At 46.4% G+C, this 21,272-nt stretch carries 15 protein-coding genes; 8 read left to right on the forward strand and 7 right to left on the reverse strand.

Features of this window, described 5'->3' with window-relative positions:
• Positions 1-9: 9 nt before the first annotated feature.
• Together leuD and SporoP37_RS12830 are read left to right on the forward strand one after the other, a co-directional pair.
• Complete coding sequence (gene leuD / locus SporoP37_RS12825; RefSeq protein ID WP_081244040.1) at positions 10-594, forward strand: 3-isopropylmalate dehydratase small subunit; 585 nt, start codon at positions 10-12, stop codon at positions 592-594.
• 266 nt (positions 595-860) lie between these two features.
• Positions 861-3,128, forward strand: coding sequence for an S-layer homology domain-containing protein (locus tag SporoP37_RS12830; protein WP_085431150.1), 2,268 nt, complete (start codon positions 861-863; stop codon positions 3,126-3,128).
• Positions 3,129-3,484: 356 nt separating this feature from the next.
• On the opposite strand, the gene SporoP37_RS12835 is transcribed toward SporoP37_RS12830, so the two are convergent.
• Positions 3,485-5,509 carry an S-layer homology domain-containing protein gene (locus tag SporoP37_RS12835; RefSeq protein ID WP_085431151.1) on the reverse strand — a complete coding sequence of 675 codons (2,025 nt, stop codon included), beginning with the start codon at positions 5,507-5,509 and terminating at the stop codon, positions 3,485-3,487.
• A gap of 285 nt (positions 5,510-5,794) precedes the next feature.
• Between SporoP37_RS12835 and SporoP37_RS12840 the strand changes: the two genes are divergently transcribed.
• Complete coding sequence (locus SporoP37_RS12840) at positions 5,795-7,267, forward strand: O-antigen ligase family protein (protein ID WP_085431152.1); 1,473 nt, start codon at positions 5,795-5,797, stop codon at positions 7,265-7,267.
• A gap of 93 nt (positions 7,268-7,360) precedes the next feature.
• Here SporoP37_RS12840 and SporoP37_RS12845 read toward each other — a convergent pair whose 3' ends face one another.
• Positions 7,361-7,669 carry a hypothetical protein gene (locus SporoP37_RS12845; RefSeq protein WP_085431153.1) on the reverse strand — a complete coding sequence of 103 codons (309 nt, stop codon included), beginning with the start codon at positions 7,667-7,669 and terminating at the stop codon, positions 7,361-7,363.
• Positions 7,670-7,958: 289 nt separating this feature from the next.
• Positions 7,959-8,180 carry a hypothetical protein gene (locus tag SporoP37_RS17065; protein ID WP_157118645.1) on the reverse strand — a complete coding sequence of 74 codons (222 nt, stop codon included), beginning with the start codon at positions 8,178-8,180 and terminating at the stop codon, positions 7,959-7,961.
• 229 nt (positions 8,181-8,409) lie between these two features.
• Here SporoP37_RS17065 and SporoP37_RS12860 point away from each other — a divergent pair, with 229 nt between their 5' ends.
• Complete coding sequence (locus SporoP37_RS12860) at positions 8,410-10,692, forward strand: S-layer homology domain-containing protein (RefSeq protein WP_198160026.1); 2,283 nt, start codon at positions 8,410-8,412, stop codon at positions 10,690-10,692.
• 116 nt (positions 10,693-10,808) lie between these two features.
• On the forward strand, positions 10,809-11,963 hold the full coding sequence (locus SporoP37_RS12865; protein ID WP_231293248.1) for a polysaccharide pyruvyl transferase family protein: 1,155 nt from the start codon (positions 10,809-10,811) through the stop codon (positions 11,961-11,963).
• Between the two features lie 121 nt (positions 11,964-12,084).
• Here SporoP37_RS12865 and SporoP37_RS12870 read toward each other — a convergent pair whose 3' ends face one another.
• Positions 12,085-12,759 carry a LytR/AlgR family response regulator transcription factor gene (locus SporoP37_RS12870; RefSeq protein ID WP_231293249.1) on the reverse strand — a complete coding sequence of 225 codons (675 nt, stop codon included), beginning with the start codon at positions 12,757-12,759 and terminating at the stop codon, positions 12,085-12,087.
• Positions 12,760-12,960: 201 nt separating this feature from the next.
• Here SporoP37_RS12870 and aceA point away from each other — a divergent pair, with 201 nt between their 5' ends.
• Both aceA and SporoP37_RS12880 read left to right on the forward strand, forming a co-directional pair.
• On the forward strand, positions 12,961-14,241 hold the full coding sequence (aceA, locus tag SporoP37_RS12875; RefSeq protein WP_081244047.1) for an isocitrate lyase: 1,281 nt from the start codon (positions 12,961-12,963) through the stop codon (positions 14,239-14,241).
• A gap of 225 nt (positions 14,242-14,466) precedes the next feature.
• Positions 14,467-15,636, forward strand: a complete 1,170-nt coding sequence (locus tag SporoP37_RS12880) for a pyridoxal-phosphate-dependent aminotransferase family protein (RefSeq protein ID WP_085431157.1) — start codon at positions 14,467-14,469, stop codon at positions 15,634-15,636.
• A 52-nt stretch (positions 15,637-15,688) separates the two neighbouring features.
• Here the strand turns inward: SporoP37_RS12880 and SporoP37_RS12885 are convergent, their stop codons facing one another.
• The gene (locus SporoP37_RS12885) at positions 15,689-17,860 is read right to left on the reverse strand and encodes a 5'-nucleotidase C-terminal domain-containing protein (protein WP_085431158.1); all 2,172 of its coding nucleotides are present in this window, start codon (positions 17,858-17,860) and stop codon (positions 15,689-15,691) included.
• Positions 17,861-18,458: 598 nt separating this feature from the next.
• Here SporoP37_RS12885 and SporoP37_RS17070 point away from each other — a divergent pair.
• A complete protein-coding gene (locus SporoP37_RS17070; RefSeq protein ID WP_157118646.1) occupies positions 18,459-18,719 on the forward strand; it encodes a hypothetical protein in 261 nt (86 codons plus the stop codon).
• Between the two features lie 138 nt (positions 18,720-18,857).
• On the opposite strand, the gene SporoP37_RS12890 is transcribed toward SporoP37_RS17070, so the two are convergent.
• Both SporoP37_RS12890 and SporoP37_RS12895 read right to left on the reverse strand, forming a co-directional pair.
• The gene (locus SporoP37_RS12890) at positions 18,858-19,079 is read right to left on the reverse strand and encodes a hypothetical protein (RefSeq protein ID WP_085431159.1); all 222 of its coding nucleotides are present in this window, start codon (positions 19,077-19,079) and stop codon (positions 18,858-18,860) included.
• 507 nt (positions 19,080-19,586) lie between these two features.
• Positions 19,587-21,263, reverse strand: a complete 1,677-nt coding sequence (locus tag SporoP37_RS12895) for an N-acetylmuramoyl-L-alanine amidase (RefSeq protein ID WP_085431160.1) — start codon at positions 21,261-21,263, stop codon at positions 19,587-19,589.
• Positions 21,264-21,272: the final 9 nt, after the last annotated feature.

Consider the following 21,272-nt stretch of genomic DNA (forward strand, 5'->3'; position numbering starts at 1 on the left):
GATATTCAGATGGAACCAATTAATAAAATAGAGAGTGTTCTCACTCCATTAGATAAAAATAACGTAGATACAGACCAGATTATCTCAAAAGAATTCCTGAAGCGTATTGAGCGCACGGGATTCGGAAAATATTTATTTTATCACTGGCGCTTTAATCCAGATGGCACAAAAAACGAAGATTTCGTGCTGAATGATCCGCGATATGACGGCTCAACTATTTTGGTGGCACATGAAAACTTTGGCTGCGGTTCATCCCGTGAACACGCGCCGTGGGCAATTTTGGATTATGGTTTCCGTGTAGTTATCGCACCGAGTTTTGCTGATATCTTCTATAGCAACTGCTTTAAGAATGGGATTCTGCCTATTAAGCTCTCCGTAGCAGAAATTGATGAGTTTTTACAAAAAGGCAAAGAAGCACCTTATAAATTGACGGTCAGCCTGGAAGATCAAACGGTAGCGGGCGAGGACGGTTCTGAATATAGTTTTGATATTGACCCGTACTACAAAAAAATGTTGCTGAATGGCTGGGATGAGATATCTCTGACGTTCCAATACGAGGATAAAATTTCAGAGTACGAACAAAAACACGCATAATGTAAAACGGTTCATCGCTTTCTGAGCGTGAACCGTTTTTTTGCATGTTTGTAAAATTCGCAGTATAAAAACGATGTGTAATGAAGGAATTACAGAAACTTTGAAACTTTATTCGAATTTATGCGTCTGTACGGCGGGCGAGGATAAATTAGGAAATCATTCATTTTACAGCGGACAGCCAAATAAAATGGCGGTTATGCTATAATTGTCGAAGTAAACCGCATACTAAAATGGAGAAAAACAAAAATTGGAGTTGATTTAAAAACATGTTGACCGGATCGAAAAAGAGAATATTCGCGGTTGCGGGTTCTCTTCTTATTGCACTGTTCGTCTTATTCACTTTTCTTCCGTATGATGCGAAGGCGGAAACAGTGGACCAGCGCTTTTCTGACATCAGCAATGCGTACTGGGCTAAAGATGAAGTAACTCAACTTGTGGAAGAGGGAATTATTAATGGTTATCAAGATTTGCAGTACCGTCCGGGGATCAGTATCAAACGGGGACAGGCAGCAAACTTACTGACCGCCGCGCTAAAGTTGCCGCAAGCACCGTATCAGCCGATATTTAAAGATGTCAGTTCGAAATCTTCCCACTTGCGGGGTGCCATGGCTACTTATCAAGAGGGCATATTTAAAGGTAAGCCGGATGGCAATTTCGGAGTCAGCGATGAACTGACGCGTGAGCAAATGGCGAGCGTGCTGGTGAATGCATTTAAACTGAAGGATACAGGTGAAGAAGTTCACTTCACAGATGAACATAAAATCAGTGAATCGCACAGATACGGCGTAAAAGTTCTTATGCAGCATGGCATTACAACGGGTAAAGAAGATGGATCATTCGCTCCGAAACTCCCGGTTAACCGTGGTTCATTCGCCGTATTTTTACATAGAGCAATGATTCAGTCAGGATTGCTTGAGAAAAAGCAGCCGATTACGTTCAATAAAACACAAACTATGGGGAAATTCGAGCCCATCCGTTTTAATCAATTTTTGACAGAAGTGCCGCTGACAAAAGAAGGACAGACGTACTTGCGCTCCAACCACTTCCTGTCATTAGCTGCAAAACGTGTAAAACCCCATGGACATGCTACGGACCATGAATACGTCTATGGCGTCAGTGACAGAAAGAACACAAGAGTCACTGTAACGAAACGTGAATTGCCAAACGGTGATTATTTTACATTTGTAGAGCTGCGCAATCCTGACCGTTTGCCGCTCCGTGTCGATTTCGTACGAATCGATGAAGGGGTTACAGCGAACAAGATGGAGCGTTTCGACAAATTCCCGATGAAAAAAGATATTGATGATACATTCGGATTTGATATTGCAACTTCCCCTGTCGGTGTACTGGAAACTGTTTCACAGCAAGGCACCGGACAGCAAATGATTTCAAAAATGTACCGCTCCCGCGATCTGGAGATGAAGTACCGAAATGGTGCCATCAGCCGTACGCGTGAACTGTATGACGAACAAGAAACGTACAGCAATATCGTAATGGGGAATAACCGTGTATCCGTGTTTGAACTACATTCAAGAGGATATGACATCGTTGACCATTGGTATCTGGCATCCGATCAGAAGCTGTTCTCAACAAATGAAAGACTGGATTCCTGGCTGCGTGAATCCGTCGCGAATTATAAAAAGCGGAATAAATGGTATACAGCCAATGGACCGTATAATAAAATGGCAACGACCATCGAACCGATGCCCGCTTCAGGACGCGGGTACGGACGGAATTTACTTCTTGTAAAAGAAGACCGTGTCATGCTGCTCTATAACCAGACAGAAGAACGCTACTACGAAGATATTCTGCATAACGCGTTTACGAACCTGTCTATTTTCAGGGGCAATAAAACGTATTGGGAAACTGAAGTAACGAGTACGTATCTGCAGCATTTATACAACTTCACGGCACCATTCGTCGATACGCGCTTCAATGAACAAATTGCATTATTCCTTTATAACGGCGGGAGTGCATTTGGCCATAAAGATTACAACGAAGGTTTGCGCAACTATGCTAACCTGCTGGTGCAGCAGCATAAAAAAGGCAATGTGAATGCGTTATCTTCTACTGCCTATTATATTCCGGATTACTTCCCGGCTAAACAGCAGGTGAAGACCCACACATCAATGAACCACTTGCTTGGCGGCATGAACATCCTTCTACTTGCCTTCCAGGAGTTCAAAGATCCAGTGTACTTGGAAAATGCGAGCGCAATTGAAAAAGCCATTCGCTTTGAAGAGAAAAAGTGGACGCGTTCTAACGGGGATATTTGGTATAAGCGTGCGCCAAACGGTCAATTCTCAGGAACGGACTATGTTCATTTGACATTGGAAGACTTGATTCATTCCTATGAAATGTGGATGCAAGTCGACCAGTCGAAAGCGAAAGTATTCGAGCGGATGATTAAATCAAAGGCAGGCTATTTAAACAGTACGAAAAAAGGGTATACGACAAAAATTAAAAAGGGACTGGAACGCATCAACATGTCCAATCTGCTGCCGGCAGGTCCCGAATATACAGATGCATTGTAAGGAAAGAACACCATCTCCGCAAGTTGGAGATGGTGTTTTTTAATGGATAAAGCCGGCAGTAGATAGGGCAGACAGACAATGGTTTTTGAGTTTATTTCATGGGGCGCCTGGCAGGTGAATGAGCGGTGAACGAAGGGTTATGATCGCTTGGCGGGTTTTACTGATCGGTTATGGAGAGGCTATTGATCGCTTGATTGCTTTACTGATCGGTGAACAGTTATGTATGAGCGCTTGCTAAGTTTATTGAGCGGATGGGCTGGCTTGCATTCGGACAGAGCAGGAGAATAGGCATTTGTCCGGAAACCGGTCCATAAAAATACCCCATTTCCAGTGTAGGGAAATGGGGGAGCCGGATATTAATTGATAAGTGTAACCAGGTCGGAACGGATCCAGCCGTATGGTTCGCTGTTTTGCTGTGTGCCCGGGTTTGCATCCATGCGCACTTTATACCAAACAAAGCCGTCTGCACTTGTGGTGCGGTCTGTGACGACAAGCGGATAGCCGAATGCTGCCAGATTACCCGGATGTTTTGGCTTGTATGAGAATAAAATATTGCCTGCATTCAATGCTTGCGGGCTTGTCCGAATGTTGACTGCTGTATTGCCTGTGTAAGAGATTACGGCCAATTGCGCCTGATTTGCATCTTTGCTTCCTAGGAACTGATCGATTCGCCACATGTGACCGGCAATTTTGCTGCCCCAGAAAGGATCAGATGCATACTTCATGTTGAAGCCGACTACTTTATTTCCCGGTGCTGCCCCATTTGCATAGGCGCCTAACGGGTTAGCGTAGTTCAAATTAATGTAACGGGTAATGAATGCATCGACGCTTTTTGTCGGATTTAAGTACACTTCGCCTTTATCCGGAGAGGAATCAAATACACGGATTCCGAAGATATTGTTTTTCTGTTGTGCATTCGTGCTCATGCCGTAGTCACTTTCATGTATAGCTGTCGCTAAAATAAACATCGCATTGACATGATGCTGTTTCTCCATTTGTTTCACGTATGTTCCTAAACCGATTAATTTTGATTTAGAGGATGCGTTTTTGTAACGGGAGATCCCTGTTTTTTCTCTAGCTGTCAATGCATTGGCAATGAAACGATTCAGTTCTTGGCCTGTGTAGGAAGTAGGCTGACGTACGGACTGGAACTGGAAGTACGGGTAATACGTAACTGATGCTGTGCCGTTTTGTTCCTTGAAATGCACGCCATCATTACTTAAATAAGTTTGTCCTTTTTTCATCTCAGATGAAGCGGGGCCTACTGTGTATTCCGCGTAACTGCCTTTGTATTGTTTCGTCTTGGAATCGTATGTACGATAATAAGGCTGATGAACAAGCATTCCGTCATTTGTAACTTTATAGCGGCTTGCGCCTGTTGAAAGCAGTGTAGGGATCAGGTCGACTTCTGCATGTTTCGCATAATATGTATAGCCGCCCACTTCCACTACTACTCGTTCCGGACTGCTGCCGATATATTCAAGTTCATAGCCTTTCTGTATATATGTCACTTCATTTTTCAGTGCAGGATCGCTGTACAGTGACGTATATTGCTTAGGGTTTTCTGCTGCAAACGCCTGACCGGACTTCATTTTAATAATGTTATTATTAATGGAGATTGCCTGTACTGCAGAAGATGCATTATATGCCGCCAATGCATCTTCAAAACTCATGTACGTTTCATCTGTAACGTTCAACTGACTGTTTGAAACTGCGCTTACTTTATGCACTTTAGGGTTTTCGACACTGCCTGTATTTGCCGGCGGACGGGTACTGCCTCTTCCGTCAGCTACTGCAAACATTCTGAATAAAAATGCTGAAGCATGTGCAATCGTTGCGTTACTTGTCGGTTTGAAATACCCTTGGTCGCCGCGTATGATATGTAACGAGGAAGCAGACGATACAGCGGGTACGAAATTCGGCGAAATTTTCTTGCTGTCTTTAAACTGTACAGTAGCTGTATTGACCGGGATATCCAAGAAGCGGAATGCTTTAAAGATCATTCCTGCCATCTGCTGACGGGTAATTTGCTGGTTCTCTTTAAATGTGCCATCAGGGTAACCTGCCAAAATCCCGGCCCCCGCTGCATTTTGAATTTCAATCGTGCGGGAATGGTTTGCTTTCAAATCCTTAAAGGTATACCGTGACGAAGCGGGCAAATCAAGCGAACGTGCCAAATACGAAGCGAATTCTCCGCGGGTAACTGCACGGTTCGGGTAGACATTGCCTTTTGCATCAGTTTGAATTACGCCTTTGTTCACCCAAAATTTCAGCTCTTCTTGCATTTGATGCCCCGTGAAATCATTGGCGTTTGCTGTCGGAGTGAAGACAGGGGAAGCGGCCAGTAGTAAAAGCGTCAGTAATGTAATCAAACGTTTCAAGTCAAAACCTCCTATAGTAATCTCCTACTATTGTAGCAGAATGTACTATCTTTGATAAGTTACATTTGGTATATTAATAGACTATTCTTGTAAAAAAAGTTTGGAAAGATGCTAAAACGGGTAAATGTATGGGATTTTCAGAAGGGGAATCCGATAAGATATCTCCCTGTAATTGACAGATTATAATTATTCGAAAAGATGCAACGAAAGCTCTCCCTATTCCGTCATGGATAGTGATATAATGCAACAAGGAACTGACAAGCGCAGAAAGGGTTTTATAGACTAATGAATATTTGGAAACAGCGATTGGAAAGCCAATCTACAATTACCTTACTGGTTGCAGTAGCTGTCATGCTCATCGCATTGCTGCTGCCTTCAAAAATAGCTTTGCTTGGAACGGCCTTATTCTTCCTTATTTTTTCTATTCTTCAGCCTCAGCAGAGCATTCTGTTTTTGGTCATCTATATCAACATCCGTCCATTTTTGCTCGAAGTAAACAGCGGAGTAAAATTAATAGGAGATTTGATTACTTTTGTCGTATTCGCGTGGACGCTGTTTCACTATCGGCATAATATACATGCTTTATTTACATTTAAATGGTTTGAATGGGCATATTTCGCCTTTATTTTATTCGGGTCGGTTATAGGATTGATGCAAGATGTAACGATTACGGCCGTCATCTTTCAAATCCGGACTTTTGTAATTATGTATCTTCTTTATTATGTAATTTCAAGGATGGCGCTGACAGACAAGTGGCTGCAGCAGCTCGCATGGGTAACGGTATGGGTCAATATTGTCATGTCGCTTCACGGGTTAGTGGAGAAGCTGTCGCTGCGCCAATTGCTTTTGCCGGAAGAGTGGAAGTATAAAGTACTGTCCGCCACGAATGCTGTCCGGATTTATGGGCTGGCGGGCAATCCGAACTCTCTTGCCTTATCATTGTTCTTTGGTATTATTGGAATTATTTATTTACAGCATGTCTATCAGCACAATAAATACAAATGGACGTTCCGCGTATTGCTGGTCTTATTCTTCGGCATTTTAATTTTGACGTATTCAAGGGGAACGTGGATTTCAGCAGTGACATTTGGGACTGTATTTATTTTGATGACGAGAAAATGGTATTTATTGAAACGGCTGGCCGTTGCAGGCATCGCGTCAATTATCCTGATCTATTACCCAATTAACCTTGCTGTGCAATTTATACAGGAACTTGGCGTGGAAATCGAGCAGAAGCCTCACAGCGCGGGAAGTATCGGGGGGCGCTTCGGGGAAACATTCGATGAAAAGAACTTAGCCCTAATGACGGAAAGCGGCCGATTCTATTATATCCGAAAAGGTTTTGAAATTTTCGGTGATCACCCTATAACGGGCACAGGGTTCGGCTCATTTGGCGGATCCGCCACATTATCCTATGGATCACCCATCTATGCTCATTACGGAATCAGTTCAGACATATATGGCGGAAAGTATTTCTATTCCGACAACCAATATATTCAAGTCATTGCTGAAACCGGCGTGGTTGGGGTACTGATCTTTGCCGTATTCTTGCTCAGCATGTTGTGGCTATTCTGGAAATCACGGCATACGAATTTCGGAGTCTTCATGATTGCCCTCTGGTTTTCAACGGGTATCTCGGGCATGTACTACAACATCTGGGAATTGAAGATGTATACACTGTTTTACTTTATATTGCTTGGAGCATTTGTCGCTCTTGGCAAACACCAGCCACCTTCCTCAAAAACTGCGAACGGATAACCTTCCGTCCGCAGTTTTTTCTTTTCAGAAAGCGGAACGTGTTGATCGCCGTTGCGTGCTGCTTGATCATGCGCTGTTCCAGTTGTAAAAGTTTCATTGCACATTCATAGAGTTCAAGTGATCATACTTGTCCCGCCACCGCTCAATCAAGAAGTCCAAGTGATCATAGCCGCCCCGCCACCGCTCAATCACGAGTCCGAAGCGCTCATAGCTGTTCCGCCTCCGCTCAACCAGGAGGTTCAAGCGCTCATAGCTGTTCCGCCACCGCTCAATCACGAGGTCCAAGCGCTCATACTTGCCCCGCGTCCGCTCAATCACGAAGGCCAAGCGCTCATAGCTGCCCCGCGTCCGCTCAATCACGAGGGCCAAGCGATCATAGCCGCCCCGCGTCCGCTCAATCAAGAGTTCAAGCGCTCATAGCTGCCCCGCGTCCGCTCAATCAAGGGGTTCAAGTGATCATAGCTGCCCCGCCACCGCTCAATCAAGAGGTCCAAGCGCTCATAGCCGCCCCGCGTTCACTCAATCACGAGGCCCAAGCGATCATACATGCCCCGCGTCCGCTCAATCACGAGGGCCAAGCGATCATAGCCGCCCCGCGTCCGCTCAATCACGAGGGCCAAGCGATCATAGCCGCCCCGCGTCCGCTCAATCACGAAGGCCAAGCGATCATAGCTGCCCCGCGTCCGCTCAATCAAGAGTTCAAGCGCTCATAGCTGCCCCGCGTCCGCTCAATCAAGGGGTTCAAGTGATCATAGCTGCCCCGCCACCGCTCAATCACGAGGTCCAAGCGCTCATAGCCGCCCCGCGTCCGCTCAATCACGAGGGCCAAGCGATCATAGCCGCCCCGCGTCCGCTCAATCACGAAGGCCAAGCGCTCATAGCTACCCCGCGTCCGCTCAATCACGAAGGCCAAGCGATCATAGCTGCCCCGCTACCGCTCAATCACGGGCCCCAAACGCTCATACCCATCCGCCACACCCGCCCCCAATTCGACAAGTAATCTGCCAATCTATGTTTTTTCATACAAACGGTACATGTAAACTAAAGGAATATTTGGTAGACTGGAGATTGATACAGAGTAGAAAAGGTGGGGTTGTCTTATCGAAAAGAATACTATGCTGTCCCGGACGAAGCGGAAAGTTGTGATCACCGCAATGTCGGCAGCCATGCTAATCACGCTGCCGTTTTCAGCAGCTGCAAGTACAAAAGTTGTTACGAGTTACCCGGTTTCTTCAGGCGTCACGTACACACATAATACATATTCAGCAAGCAGTCACATCAATCACATAGGCATCAATCTTGGTGATCCATACACGAAGCTGAAAATGGGGCTTCCTTCGCCCATTGCGAAAACAGCGCCTACATTAACGCTTGCGAACCGTGATTCGAGGGAAGGTCACCGGGTAGTCGGTGCCGTAAATGCGTCATTCTTCGATATGAAATCCGGCATGCCGATGTATTTGCTGTCACAAGGCAATGAAATTGTAAATGGCGGTGTCATCTCCAGTGCGTCCTCCTATTATGTCAGTCATCCGATTGCATTCGGCCTGACGAGCAACGGACTTGCAGAAATTGATTATTTTAATTTAGGAATTGAAGTCGGCGTGAACGGCAATGTCTTTCAAATGACAGGCATTAACCGCGAACGACAGGCGGATGAAACGATAATCTTCACTCCGCAGTACAATAAAAACACTACAGGGTCCAATGAATATGGCATCGAATTGGTAGTGGAAACGAATGCTCCGATCACATCGACGCATTATGGACAGCAGCTCCAGGGGAAAGTCGTCAACGTACGCGGCTACGGTGATAAGAAAGCCGTGACGATTCCGCCGAACGGTTTTGTTGTATCTATCCACGGCAAAAAAGGATTGGAACGCTTTAAGTCCGTGACTGTGGGAGATCCGCTTTCATTGAAACTGTCGATCGATGATAAATGGAAGGACTCTGAATTCATGATGGCGAGCGGCCCGATGCTGGTTAAAGACGGAAAGCGCCATATTACGATGGATACGAATAACTGGCGGGCGACAGCGAAAACAGCAAGAACGGCTATTGCCATCAGTAAAGACAAGAAGCAAGTGCAATTAGTAACGGTGGATTCAAGCGCGGGATACAGTAACGGAATGTCGCTGACTCAATTTGCAGATTATCTTGTATCGCAAGGGTATGACCGTGCGTTGAACTTTGACGGCGGCGGTTCAACTACAATGGGAATCCGGAAATACGGCAGCAATCAGGTGGTGCTGGCGAATCGCACATCCAATTCCACACAGCGGAATGTTTCGGCAATTGTCGAAGCCGTGAGTACGGCACCGACAGGAGAACCGGGAATCATCAGCGTGTCAAGGTCTCAAATAGGTGAAATGCTTGTTGGCGCGACGGCTGACTTGAAGATCAATCACGTACTGGACGCATTTTATAATCCAATCACTCCGAATCCGTCACAGCTGAAAACGACTTCTGCAAAAGGAACAGTCGAGGGAACCGGACTGACATATAAAGCGGTACAGGCAGGGGAAGACCGTATATCTGTGAACTACGGCAAGGCGGAACAATCATTCCCGGTGACGGTAGTTGATCAGCCGGCAAGACTGGATGTGAAAGCTTCCGCAGCGAGTGTAAAGCCGGGAGAGAAAATCACATTTACTGCATCGCCGTCAGATGCTTCAGGCAAGCCGATCATTTATCAGCCGCAGCAATTGACATGGAGTGTCACAGGTGACGAAATCGGCACTATTACTTCTTCTGGAACTTTTACAGCAACGAAAGAGGGAAAAGGACAAGTGCTGGCAACGCTTGGGAAAAAGACGATTGCCGTACCGGTTGAAGTGAAGTCTGCAGAAGCGCCGCCAGTGACGAATCCTGTACCGCCTGTCGTTGACAATCCAAGCAAAGAACTCTTTACAGATGTGCCGCTATCCTACGCTTACGCAACGGAAATTTATTTCTTGCGTGACCGGGGCATCATTACTGGAGATACCGACGGGACATTCAATCCCGGCAACACGTTATCGAGACAGCATGCCGCGGTAATTTTAAGCCGTGCATTCAACTTGCTGCCTGTGGAAGAAGCGCGCAGAGAGTTCAGTGACGTGCCAAAAACGCACCGCTATTATAATGAAATCAGTGCGATTGCTAATGCCAATATCGTAGGCGGTTATTCTGACGGGACATTTAATCCGACAGGACAGTTAACGCGCTCACAGATGGCAATGATCTTAGTCAAAGCGTATAATTTGGAAGGAGAATCTGAGGAGAAATTTAAAGACGTCTCTCCGCAGCACGGAGCATACAAGCAGATTCATATATTAGCGAATCACGGCATCACGACAGGAAATGAAAAAGGTGAATTTATGCCGGGCATTCCGGTGAACCGGGCACAATTCAGCGCATTTTTATACAGAAGTATGGCACGATAAGCAAAGGAGCCTTCCGATCAATGGCACGTCCGTTGATTGGGAGGCTTCTATTACGTTTGAATACAATAAAAAAGATCATTCTGCTATACTTGTAGCAAATGATCTATAAAGGATGTATGAAATTGAAAATAGGAATTGTAGGGAACTACGGAAACGATAATAATGGTGATGAAGCGATTCTGCTGAGTATCATTTCACAAGTTACATCTACCTTCAACGTGCCAAGTGATGCAATTACGGTATTCAGCAATAACCCGAAGCAAACCGCAAAACGGTATCAGGTAATGAGCGCCCCGTTATATTATAAAAAGGGCAATGCGGTGAAAACCTTTGGTGCAACCTATCTTCAAAATAAAAAAATTGTTAAAACGTTTGATCTGCTTATTATTGGCGGCGGCGGAATTCTGATGGATCTTTATAAGCGCGAAGCTCCGTTATACGGATCGTATGCGATGATGGCCAAAAATTCAGGGGTTCCTTATGTAGTATACGGCTGCGGCGCGGGACCGCTCAGCAGCGAATTAGGCAAATGGTTTATCCGCTATATGAGCAAGCATGCGGAGAGTATTTCCGTCAGAGATCCGGAATCTGCAGCGCTTCTGAAATCTATAGGTGTGAAAAAATCAGTTGAAGTAATGGCGGATCCGGCGTTTTCATTGAAACGCGAACGTCAATCTTCAGCGGACCGTCCGCTGAAAATCGGTGTGACAGCCGTACCTTATTATCATGGGGGATACTGGCCGGAGAGTAAGGAAGAGATTTATCAGCAGTATATAGAAGGAATGGCAAAAAATTTAGATGTACTGGCAGCAGCACAGCCTGTGGAGATTACATTTTTTGCTACTAAGTTCCCGCAGGATGCCGATGTGACGAAAGATATTCAGGCTTTAATGAAGGAATCAAAACAAACCACTGTTATTGACCGCAATCTATTGCCGGAAGATTTGCTGGAAGTTACCGCTTCACAGGATATCCTGATCGGCACAAGACTGCATTCACTCATACTCGCAACATGCACGTCAACACCCGTGATCGCAGTTTGTTATCATCATAAAGTGACGGACTTTATGAAGCTTGCGGATTTATCCCATGTAGCCATCCCGATTGATGAGATGCATACATCAGACAGCTACCTGGCAGACGCCTACGATTCGTTGGCATCTGACTGGAATGATACATGCGAAAAAACCGCAAAACTTTCCGATACATTATACGAAGCAGCCATGAAGGGGACGCGTCAGTTCACAGAAGCCATAAAAAAAAGCATATAAAATACATTATATGCCCTGACTGAAGAGGATTTCCAAAACTATGGAAGTCATCTTCAGTCTTTTTTTAATTATGGGAGGCAGAAGCTGTGTTCAAGTGCTATAACAGTAAATACAGAAATAGTTAAAATCCAAGCATAGACCGTACTTCAGTGACATACGTCTGGCTGACAGGCAATTCCGTGCCATTGACCAGCTTAATGACAAGGTTCGATGAAAAGTCCCGGGAGATTTTCTCGATGCTGTTCATGTTGATGATGTACGAACGATGGATACGCAGGAAGCATCTGGGCAGACGAAGCTGCAGATCCTTTAACGTAAAGCTCGTGTTGTAGCTCTCACCCGCCGTATAAAACCAAGTTTTCTTGTGAAGACTTTCTATATAACTGACCTGATCGAGAGGAATGGGAAACCATTCATCTTCTTTCTTGCCTGTAAGAAACTGTAGCTGATCGCGTTTCAATACATGGAAATTTGGCGGCAAGATAATGATCAATGCCCCCGGTTCTTCTTGAACTTCAATAGGATAGCCGATTCCGAAGTAAGGCATGCCGTATAGGGAATTATCCATGACGACTTCCACTTTGCGCTGTTCTCTGATGGTAGCTTCCGCAATGCTGCCTGTCTGGATATTCTGGCCTTCCTTCAAATGAATATCATGCATGCCCGGCTCGTAGTAGATATAACGTTCTGCCACAGCAATGGCGATAGAAGCATCTTTTGGAACCCAGTCTTCTAAAATGGTGGCATATTGATGTAATACTTTTTTTGGGACGTCGTTATTTTCCATTTTATTCATATAATCCCCTTTTTATATAATTACACTCTAATGTAAGGCCTTTCATCCATTCTACCATTCTTTCATCCTCTAAAAAAGCCCTTTTGTCGAAATGGACTGACAATTCTAACACCCTGTTATATAGTAATACATAACGAAGATAGCTGTTATGAAACAGACTGTAACAGCTAGCCGTTGAAAAATTGGGAAGGTGTGAAGAAAATGTCAACAAGACAAGAACAAATTGCACAACTGGAGAAAAGCTGGGCCGAGGATAGTCGTTGGAAAGGAATCAAACGTAACTATACTGCTGAGGATGTAGTAAAGCTGCGCGGTTCACTTCTAATTCAAAATACACTGGCTGAAAAGGGTGCTGCTCGCCTTTGGAAATCACTTCACGAAGAAGATTTCATCAATGCACTTGGTGCGTTAACAGGTAACCAAGCGGTACAGCAAGTTAAAGCTGGTCTACAAGCAATCTACCTAAGCGGATGGCAAGTTGCTGCTGATGCAAACCTTGCAGGACAAATGTATCCTGACCAAAGTTTATATCCGGCAAACTCTGTACCTGCAGTTGTCAAGCGCATCAACCAAGCACTTCAACGTGCAGACCAGATCGACCATGCAGAAGGCCGTGAAGACGGATTCGATTGGTTCGCTCCAATCGTTGCAGATATGGAAGCTGGTTTCGGTGGTCCATTGAACGTGTTTGAACTGATGAAAGGCATGATCGAAGCAGGAGCTGCAGGTGTTCACTTGGAAGACCAATTAGCTTCTGAAAAGAAATGCGGACACTTGGGCGGTAAAGTATTGCTTCCAACACAAAACGCAGTTCGCAACCTGTCTGCTGCACGTTTAGCTGCTGACGTTCTGGGCGTAGACACAGTAATCATCGCTCGTACAGATGCAGATGCTGCTGATATGGTAACTAGCGACATCGATCCAGCTGACGCAGAATTCTTAACTGGAGAGCGTACGCCGGAAGGATTCTACAAATCTAAGCCAGGCATCAAACAAGCAATCGCACGCGGACTTGCTTATGCAGAGTATGCTGACCTAGTATGGTGTGAAACTTCTCACCCATCACTTGAAGAAGCTCAAGAATTCGCTGATGCAATTCACGCGAAATACCCTGAAAAAATGCTTGCATATAACTGTTCACCTTCATTCAACTGGAAAGCAAACTTGGATGAAGCAACAATCGAGAAGTACCAAGTTGAACTTGGCAAGATGGGCTACAAGTTCCAGTTCGTAACACTTGCTGGTTTCCACACATTAAACCACAGCATGTTCGAGTTGGCTCACGGCTACAAGACTCGCGGTATGGGTGCATATTCCGAGCTTCAGCAAGCTGAATTCGATAACGAATCAAAAGGTTACACAGCTACTCGTCACCAGCGTGAAGTTGGAACAGGATACTTTGACGAAGTTGCACAAGTGATCTCTGAAGGTCAATCTTCAACAACTGCTATGTCTGGTTCAACTGAAACAGCACAGTTCTAATAATACGTACGCTGTACTAAACAGGGTTTTTGGGAGAAATTCCTGTACGCTTCAACAAAAGGGTATTCATATGATAACGGGGTCACAACATCTGCCAGCAGATGGAGTGAAAAGTGGGAGGGAATTGGGCGCGAGTCCAATTTCCTCCTTTTCTTATATTTGAAAAATTTTGATAGTTTCGATATGATAGAAGGCATGGACTTCATTAAAAGGAGGAGTTAGATAATGAGAAATAAAGAAATGCTGTTAATTCCCGGGCCTACTCCGGTAGCAGATTCCATTTATGATGCAATGGGGAGCGAGACATGGTCACATACCGATCCCCGTTTCGTTACAATCTATAAACGGACGATCGATCAGACAAGAGAAATTTTCAATACAGACGGAGAAGTGTTCGTAGTCGCAGGTTCTGGAACAATTGCAATGGAAATGGCGATTGTGAATACGATTGCAGAAGGCGAGAAGCTGCTCGTTGTGAGCCAAGGGTACTTTGGCGACCGTTTCATCAAGCTCGGGCAGGCATTCGGCATTCAAGTGGATGTATTGCAGTCGGAATGGGGACAGCAAGTAACGCCTGAGGAAATTGACCGTAAGCTGGCGGGCGGCAATTACAAGGCGGTCACTGTCACACATGCAGATACATCTACAGGTGTGGCGGCTGATCTGGAAGCTGTCGTCCCCGTTATCAAGAAACATGGCTCTCTCGTGATCGTAGACGGCGTCTGTGCTTCTACTGCAATGGACGAAGATATGAGCAGAGAATACGGCGGTGAAGGAAATACGCTCGACATCGTCCTGACAGGATCACAAAAAGCGATTGGTGTGCCTCCGGGTCTGGCGTTGATTGCATTCAATCAAAAGGCATTGGATGCACGCGCGGCGATGGAGCGTGTGCAAGCATATTATTGCGATATTTATAATTGGCTGCCTGTCATGCACGATCCTTCCAAATACTTTGCCACACCGGCAGTGAACTTAGTGTATGCGCTGGAAGAAGGGCTGCGAATTGTATTGGAAGAAGGGATGGATGCCCGTATCGCAAGACATAAAGCATTCGGCCGCGCAGTCCGTCAAAGCCTGGCAGTCTACGGCATGAATGCGATCGCTTCAGAAGAAGTCGCGGCACCGACATTGAGCTGCATCCTGTATCCTGAAGGGGTAGATGACGCGGAGTTCCGCGCAGCGATGGCAGCTAAAGGAACGGTATTGTCGGGCTCACTCGCTCACCTGGTCGGAAAAGCATTCCGTATCGGGCATATGGGCAACACCACTGCCGACATGCTGGAGAAAGCGGTCATGCAAATTGGAGAAACACTGATTGAAATGGGTCACCAAGCGGATATTTCCAAAGCGCAGCAAGTATTCACAAATGAAATAAATCAATTGACTGTATAATAAAAAGGCCGGCGAGAGAATGAATTTTCTCTTACCGGCCTATTTTAGCAACTTATTTTGCTTTCTCCACTTGTTTTATATTGAGGATAAAGTTGGAAATTAGTTTTGCTGTTTGCTGACGGGTAGTGGAAGCAGAAGGCATATAATGGCCTTGGTCCCCGTTTGCAATATTCAATTCCGCCATCATCGCAATGGCATCTTTTGCTTCTTTATTGTAGTTGCCCAGATCACCGAATGGGGTAGAAGAAGCAGCTGTGTATGGCTTGTCTGTGTAATTTTCATACGCACGTTTTATCATTTGTGCAAATTGCGCACGGGTCACCGGCTGGTTCGGCTGGAACTGATCACCGTACCCTTTAACAATTCCCTGTGCATACGCTGCCGCAATTTCATTTTGTGTAGCAGCCGCATAGTCTTTCAAGTCTTTGAAAGGGGAAGCAGTCACATGGTCAGTCGGCAATTCCAGCGCTCTGACGATAAATGAAGTGGCCTGTGCTCTAGTCAGTTTGTTCCCCGGTTTGAATGCGTCCGTCTCTGTGCTGAGCAGATCGCGGTAATATAAATCGGAAATGTACGGGTAAGACCAGTTATCCGTTGTCACATCAGCAAACGGAACTTTTGCCAGTATGCGTCCTTCAATGCCTTTTGACACGGTCTTCAATGACTTCAGATGATCCGCAAAGTTTTCCCAGTCTGAGAAGCCGGGCTCACTGACGCGTCCCGCTTCATAGGCCTTGCCCAACGCTTCAAAGCCGTCGCCGCCGCGTGCAGTAAAGACATTTGTAGCTGCTTTGTACATTTTGCTGTCCGTTACTTCTTTACCGTCCACTTCTAATGAAACAATACGGCTGCCAGCCGGTTTAGAAGGATCAAAAAGCAATTTCATACCCGCGGCATGTAAGAAACCGCCTGATTCTTTCGGATACTCTTTTACTGCGTGCTCAAAAGTAGATTTCAACTCTGCGCCGCTGATTTCTACGATGGCCAGCGGGTTGCCAAAAGGCAGCACCGTCAGAACTTCTCCGTACGTAATTTCTCCTTTATCGATGGAAGAACGGATTCCGCCGCCGTTTTGGAATGCGATGGACACATCAGAATCAATTTCTTTCGCTTTCTGCAGCATACCGTCCGTAATCAAGTTCCCCAGATTCGTTTCACTAGCACGCACACCGCCCAGATTCCGCAGTCCATTCAGGAATACTTCAGAAGTTGCTCCGACCGGGCTCGCCATTCGTTCCTCCACTTGCTTCGTGTAAGGAGCCAGAATTTCAGCCGCGCCGGCATCACGCTCAGCTCCTTCGCCGCCAATCTCGTGAAGCTTTCCGCTGTAACTCGTAATTACTCCGTTTGAATCAAACTCCACGTCCAGTTGGCCAAGGAATTTATTGTATTCATTCGCTTGTACAATGATAACAGGATCCGTATCCGCATGGATCACTGCAGGCTCAGTGAGTTTAGAATGTGTATGACCGCCGACAATAATATCAATTTCCGGCACGGCTTTCGCTAATTCCTGATCGTTGTCGATTGCTTTATTATCGTCAAATCCAATATGCGTAATCGCGATAATCTTATTAATTCCTTGAGCTTCAAATGCAGAGACCGCTTCTTTCGCTTCTGCAATATAATTCGTAAACGTCACTTTTTCAGGGCTGGAGATCGACACAACTTCTTCCGTCGTCAAACCGAAGATTCCGATCTTCTCGCCGTTTACTTCTTTGATAATGCCATTATAAATCTGCCCATTTTCAGGTGAGTCTGTAATGATATCGTTCTGCAGGCCGTCAAATAATGGATCTTTCGAGAAATCGACATTGGAAGATACGATAGGGAACTGGGCCGCTTTAACCATTTTGGCAAGGGACCCATGCCCGTTTTCTGAGCGCCCGAGATCGAACTCGTGATTGCCGAACGTCATAGCGTCATAGCCGAGATAGTTCATAATTTTCATGTCCACTTCGCCTTCAAATTCATTGAAGTACAAGGTGCCGGAGAATACGTCCCCTGCATCGAGCAAGAGATTCGCAGGGTGTTCTTTTTTCAGTTTCTTAACGACTGCGGCGCGTTCGGGTGCATTGCCTACGTGTCCGTGTGTATCGTTCGAGTGCAGGACGGTCAGAGAGAACTTGTCCGTCTGATCTGCAGCGGCGATTGTCGGCGTGATAGATGCGGCAGACAGCAGCAGCGCAGACGCGGCGGTCCATTTGATCAGCTTCGTAGTCATAGACGTTTCCACCTTTCAATTTTGATAATACTGAAATATAAGATTACTATACATAGTTTACCATTAAGCCAGTTAGAGGGCAATGAAGGGTGGAAGGAAATGGAGAATCCATTGAACCCGCTGCGGCGCTGGCGGATGGCTTCCGCGATGAGCCAGACAGAAGATCGCCTGTCAGTCTCATCACTTCGCCTACCGCTTGTAAGGCGCCTCCGTTCAGTGAGTGGAAGTCACTTAGGCTTCTGGTTTTGGAAAAGTGTCGGGCAAGTGCTGTGCGGACGGGCTTTGTTCTTGTGTATCATAACTGGATTACACCAGTTGCCGTCATTATAAGGGGACAAGGGGAACGGCATAGAAGCCACTGCGGCGCTGGCGGATGGCTACGCAATGAGCCAGACAGGAAGTGCGCCTGTCAGTCTCATCACTTCGCCTACCGCTTGTAAGGCGCCTCCGTTCAGTTAGGGGGAAGCAGAATCTGACACGTCTTTTGCCAAAGTATACGCCAGTCGTCTGCCGGTCACTGAACTTCATCTCTTTTAAAAGAGTACATGCATAGCTCCCACTCAGCAGCGCAGGCACAACTGCGGGGTCAGCCGAAGTCATGAGACAACTGGCACGCACTATCGCCAGCTGGCTCATGACGAAAGGCAATCCCCCACGTGCCGGCGCGGGTCCAAACAGCGGACACTTGCTAATTTCAATCCCTGAAAACGAGACGAGCAACGATCCCAAAACCGGAGACAGAACGGCATTAAACTCACTGCGGCGCTTGCGGATGGCTTCCGCAATGAGCCAGACAGGAGGAACGCCTGTCAGTCTCATCGCTACGCCTACCGCTTGTAAGGCGCCTCCGTTTAGTTAGGAGGGAAGCAGAATCTGACACTTCATTCGCCAAAGCACACGCAAGTCGTCAACCAGTCACTGCACTTCTTCTCTTTTAAACAGCAACCTGGATTGCCCCCACTCAGCAGCGCAGGCACAACTGCGGGGTCAGCCGAAGTCATGAGACAGTTGGCATGCTCTTCGCCAGCTGGCTCATGACGAAAGGCAATCCCCCACGTGCCGGCGCGGGTCCAAACAGCGGACACTTGCTAATTTCAATCCCTGAAAACGAGACGAGCAACGATCCCAAAACCGGAGACAGAACGGCATTAAACTCACTGCGGCGCTTGCGGATGGCTTCCGCAATGAGCCAGACAGGAGGAACGCCTGTCAGTCTCATCGCTACGCCTACCGCTCGTAAGGCGCCTCCGTTTAGTTAGGAGGGAAGCAGAATCTGACACTTCATTCGCCAAAGCACACGCAAGTCGTCAACCAGTCACTGCACTTCTTCTCTTTTAAACAGCAACCTGGATTGCCCCCACTCAGCAGCGCAGGCACAACTGCGGGGTCAGCCGAAGTCATGAGACAGTTGGCATGCTCTTCGCCAGCTGGCTCATGACGAAAGGCAATCCCCCACGTGCCTGCGCGAGTCCAAAGAGCAGACACTCGCCAACTCCAATCCCCGACAACCGATCGAGCAACGATCCCAAAACCAGAGCCAGAACGGAATTGAACTCACTGAGGCGTCGCCAGCTGGCTCATGACGAAAGGCAATCCCCCACGTGCCTGCGCGGGTCCAAAGAGCAGACACTCGCCAACTTCAATCCCCAACAACAAGTCGAGCAACGACCCAACCCGCCACACAAAAACCCCCTTCCAGAAAATATTCGGAAGGGGGGAGAGCTGCTTATTGCTTGCTGTAGTACTGATACAAACCTGTATAAATTGCATCCGCATAAATATTCATGTACGTCTCACTCGTAAGCTTCGCATAATCCTGTGAATTCGTCAGGAAGCCCAGCTCTACAAGTACAGCGGCCACGTTATTATTACGGATAACATAAAAACGATTGTTCTTCACTCCGCGGTCAGACATATTCGCCTTCTGGACGATATTACGCTGAATGAAAGTTGCCAAATCGCGGCTTTCGTTGGCATTTACGTTAGAAGATGAATCATAATACGTCTCTGCTCCTTTAGCAGCAAAGCCCGCCGCATTCACGTGAATTGAAACGAATGCTTCTGCGTAGTTCTTCTTTGCAAAGTCTGTTCGTGCTTCCAACGAATAATACTTATCTGTAGAACGCGTCATCAGCACTTTCGCGCCTGCATTCTTTAACTTTGCTTCTAATTTCTTAGACACATTCAACGTGATGGATTTTTCAGATTGGCCGTTCTTTCCGGTGCCCGGGTCATGTCCGCCGTGGCCTGCGTCGACAACGATTACGCGGTCTTTCAATGGATTGCCTGTTTGATTCAATAACTTCAAATACGTTTTATGAACATAGCCCGTTGTGCTGCCGGTGCGAATTTTTGCCCAGTAGCCTGAAATGGAAAGTACTTCTACTTTCTGGCCTGCGTTCAGTTTGCCGATAGTAGCTGCACTTGAATTGCCTGCTGACCGGACGTTTAAGCCATTTACAGTTACTTTCCCCATTGTTTTTGCAGCAGGAGCCGGTTTTGGCGGTACTGTTACGGCAGGCGGTGCAGGTGTCGGGTTACTTGTTGCCACGTCATTTAAGTTAGGAGTTGTGAAGTACTCATGGATATATCCATCGACACCGTTGATGCGCACTTTTAGCCAGACACCTTCGCTTCCGGTGACTTCTACCAATCTGCCATTTTGCAGCACATCAATAATCGCGGAAGTATCCGACGGCGCACTGCGCACATTCAATGGATCTTTGTCATCACCTGTTTTTACACGCACGTATTTTACGCTGGACTGCTGATCAGGTGTTTTTACTGTCAATGCAAACTGCTTATCCATGGCACGTGCAACGAATAAAGCGAATTGGGAGCGCGTCAGTTTATTATTCGGCAGGAATTTTTTATTGTCGCCTTGTGTAATGCCAGCATAATAAAGGCCGTTGATGCGATCCGCATATTTATGATTGGCGACATCCGTCAGTCCTAATGGTTTTTGACTTGTGACTTTTTCAGACAGGTTAAATGCGACGGACATGGCATAAGCCATCTCGTCACGCTTAATTTCTTCGTTTGGTTTAAACTTACTGCCGTCAGTTACCGGGAAGAAACCTTTTTGCAGTGCAATATTAGCAAACTTGTATTGTTCGCCATTTGGATTTAAGCCGTTGATGTTCATATTTTTCAAAGGAACATTTTCATTTCCAGTAGCGATAACCAGCATCTTCGCTACGTGTGATCGGCGAAGGTTATCACCCGGGTTGAACTTAACGGATTGGTTCACAATGCCTTTTCCGGCTATGTAATGGACTTCCTTGAAATATTCACGATCGGCTGGGACGTCGGAAAACTTAAAGCTTGCCAGGGACTGAAGAGGTGAGAAAGCAAGAATCGTTAGCAGCAACAGACCGACTGTTGCCCATTTGAATTGTTTCATGAGTTCCTC

Source organism: Sporosarcina sp. P37 (assembly GCF_002109365.1).
Lineage (GTDB): Bacteria > Bacillota > Bacilli > Bacillales_A > Planococcaceae > Sporosarcina.

Coding starts and splice junctions, on each gene's coding strand:
- SporoP37_RS12880 (WP_085431157.1), top strand. CDS start 14,467: ATGAGAAATAAAGAAATGCTGTTAATTCCCGGGCCTACTCCGGTAGCA.
- SporoP37_RS12895 (WP_085431160.1), bottom strand. CDS start 21,263: ATGAAACAATTCAAATGGGCAACAGTCGGTCTGTTGCTGCTAACGATT.
- SporoP37_RS17070 (WP_157118646.1), top strand. CDS start 18,459: ATGAGACAACTGGCACGCACTATCGCCAGCTGGCTCATGACGAAAGGC.
- SporoP37_RS12840 (WP_085431152.1), top strand. CDS start 5,795: ATGAATATTTGGAAACAGCGATTGGAAAGCCAATCTACAATTACCTTA.
- leuD (WP_081244040.1), top strand. CDS start 10: ATGGAACCAATTAATAAAATAGAGAGTGTTCTCACTCCATTAGATAAA.
- SporoP37_RS12870 (WP_231293249.1), bottom strand. CDS start 12,759: ATGAATAAAATGGAAAATAACGACGTCCCAAAAAAAGTATTACATCAA.
- SporoP37_RS12865 (WP_231293248.1), top strand. CDS start 10,809: ATGAAATTGAAAATAGGAATTGTAGGGAACTACGGAAACGATAATAAT.
- SporoP37_RS12830 (WP_085431150.1), top strand. CDS start 861: ATGTTGACCGGATCGAAAAAGAGAATATTCGCGGTTGCGGGTTCTCTT.
- SporoP37_RS12885 (WP_085431158.1), bottom strand. CDS start 17,860: ATGACTACGAAGCTGATCAAATGGACCGCCGCGTCTGCGCTGCTGCTG.
- SporoP37_RS12890 (WP_085431159.1), bottom strand. CDS start 19,079: ATGAGACTGACAGGCGTTCCTCCTGTCTGGCTCATTGCGGAAGCCATC.
- aceA (WP_081244047.1), top strand. CDS start 12,961: ATGTCAACAAGACAAGAACAAATTGCACAACTGGAGAAAAGCTGGGCC.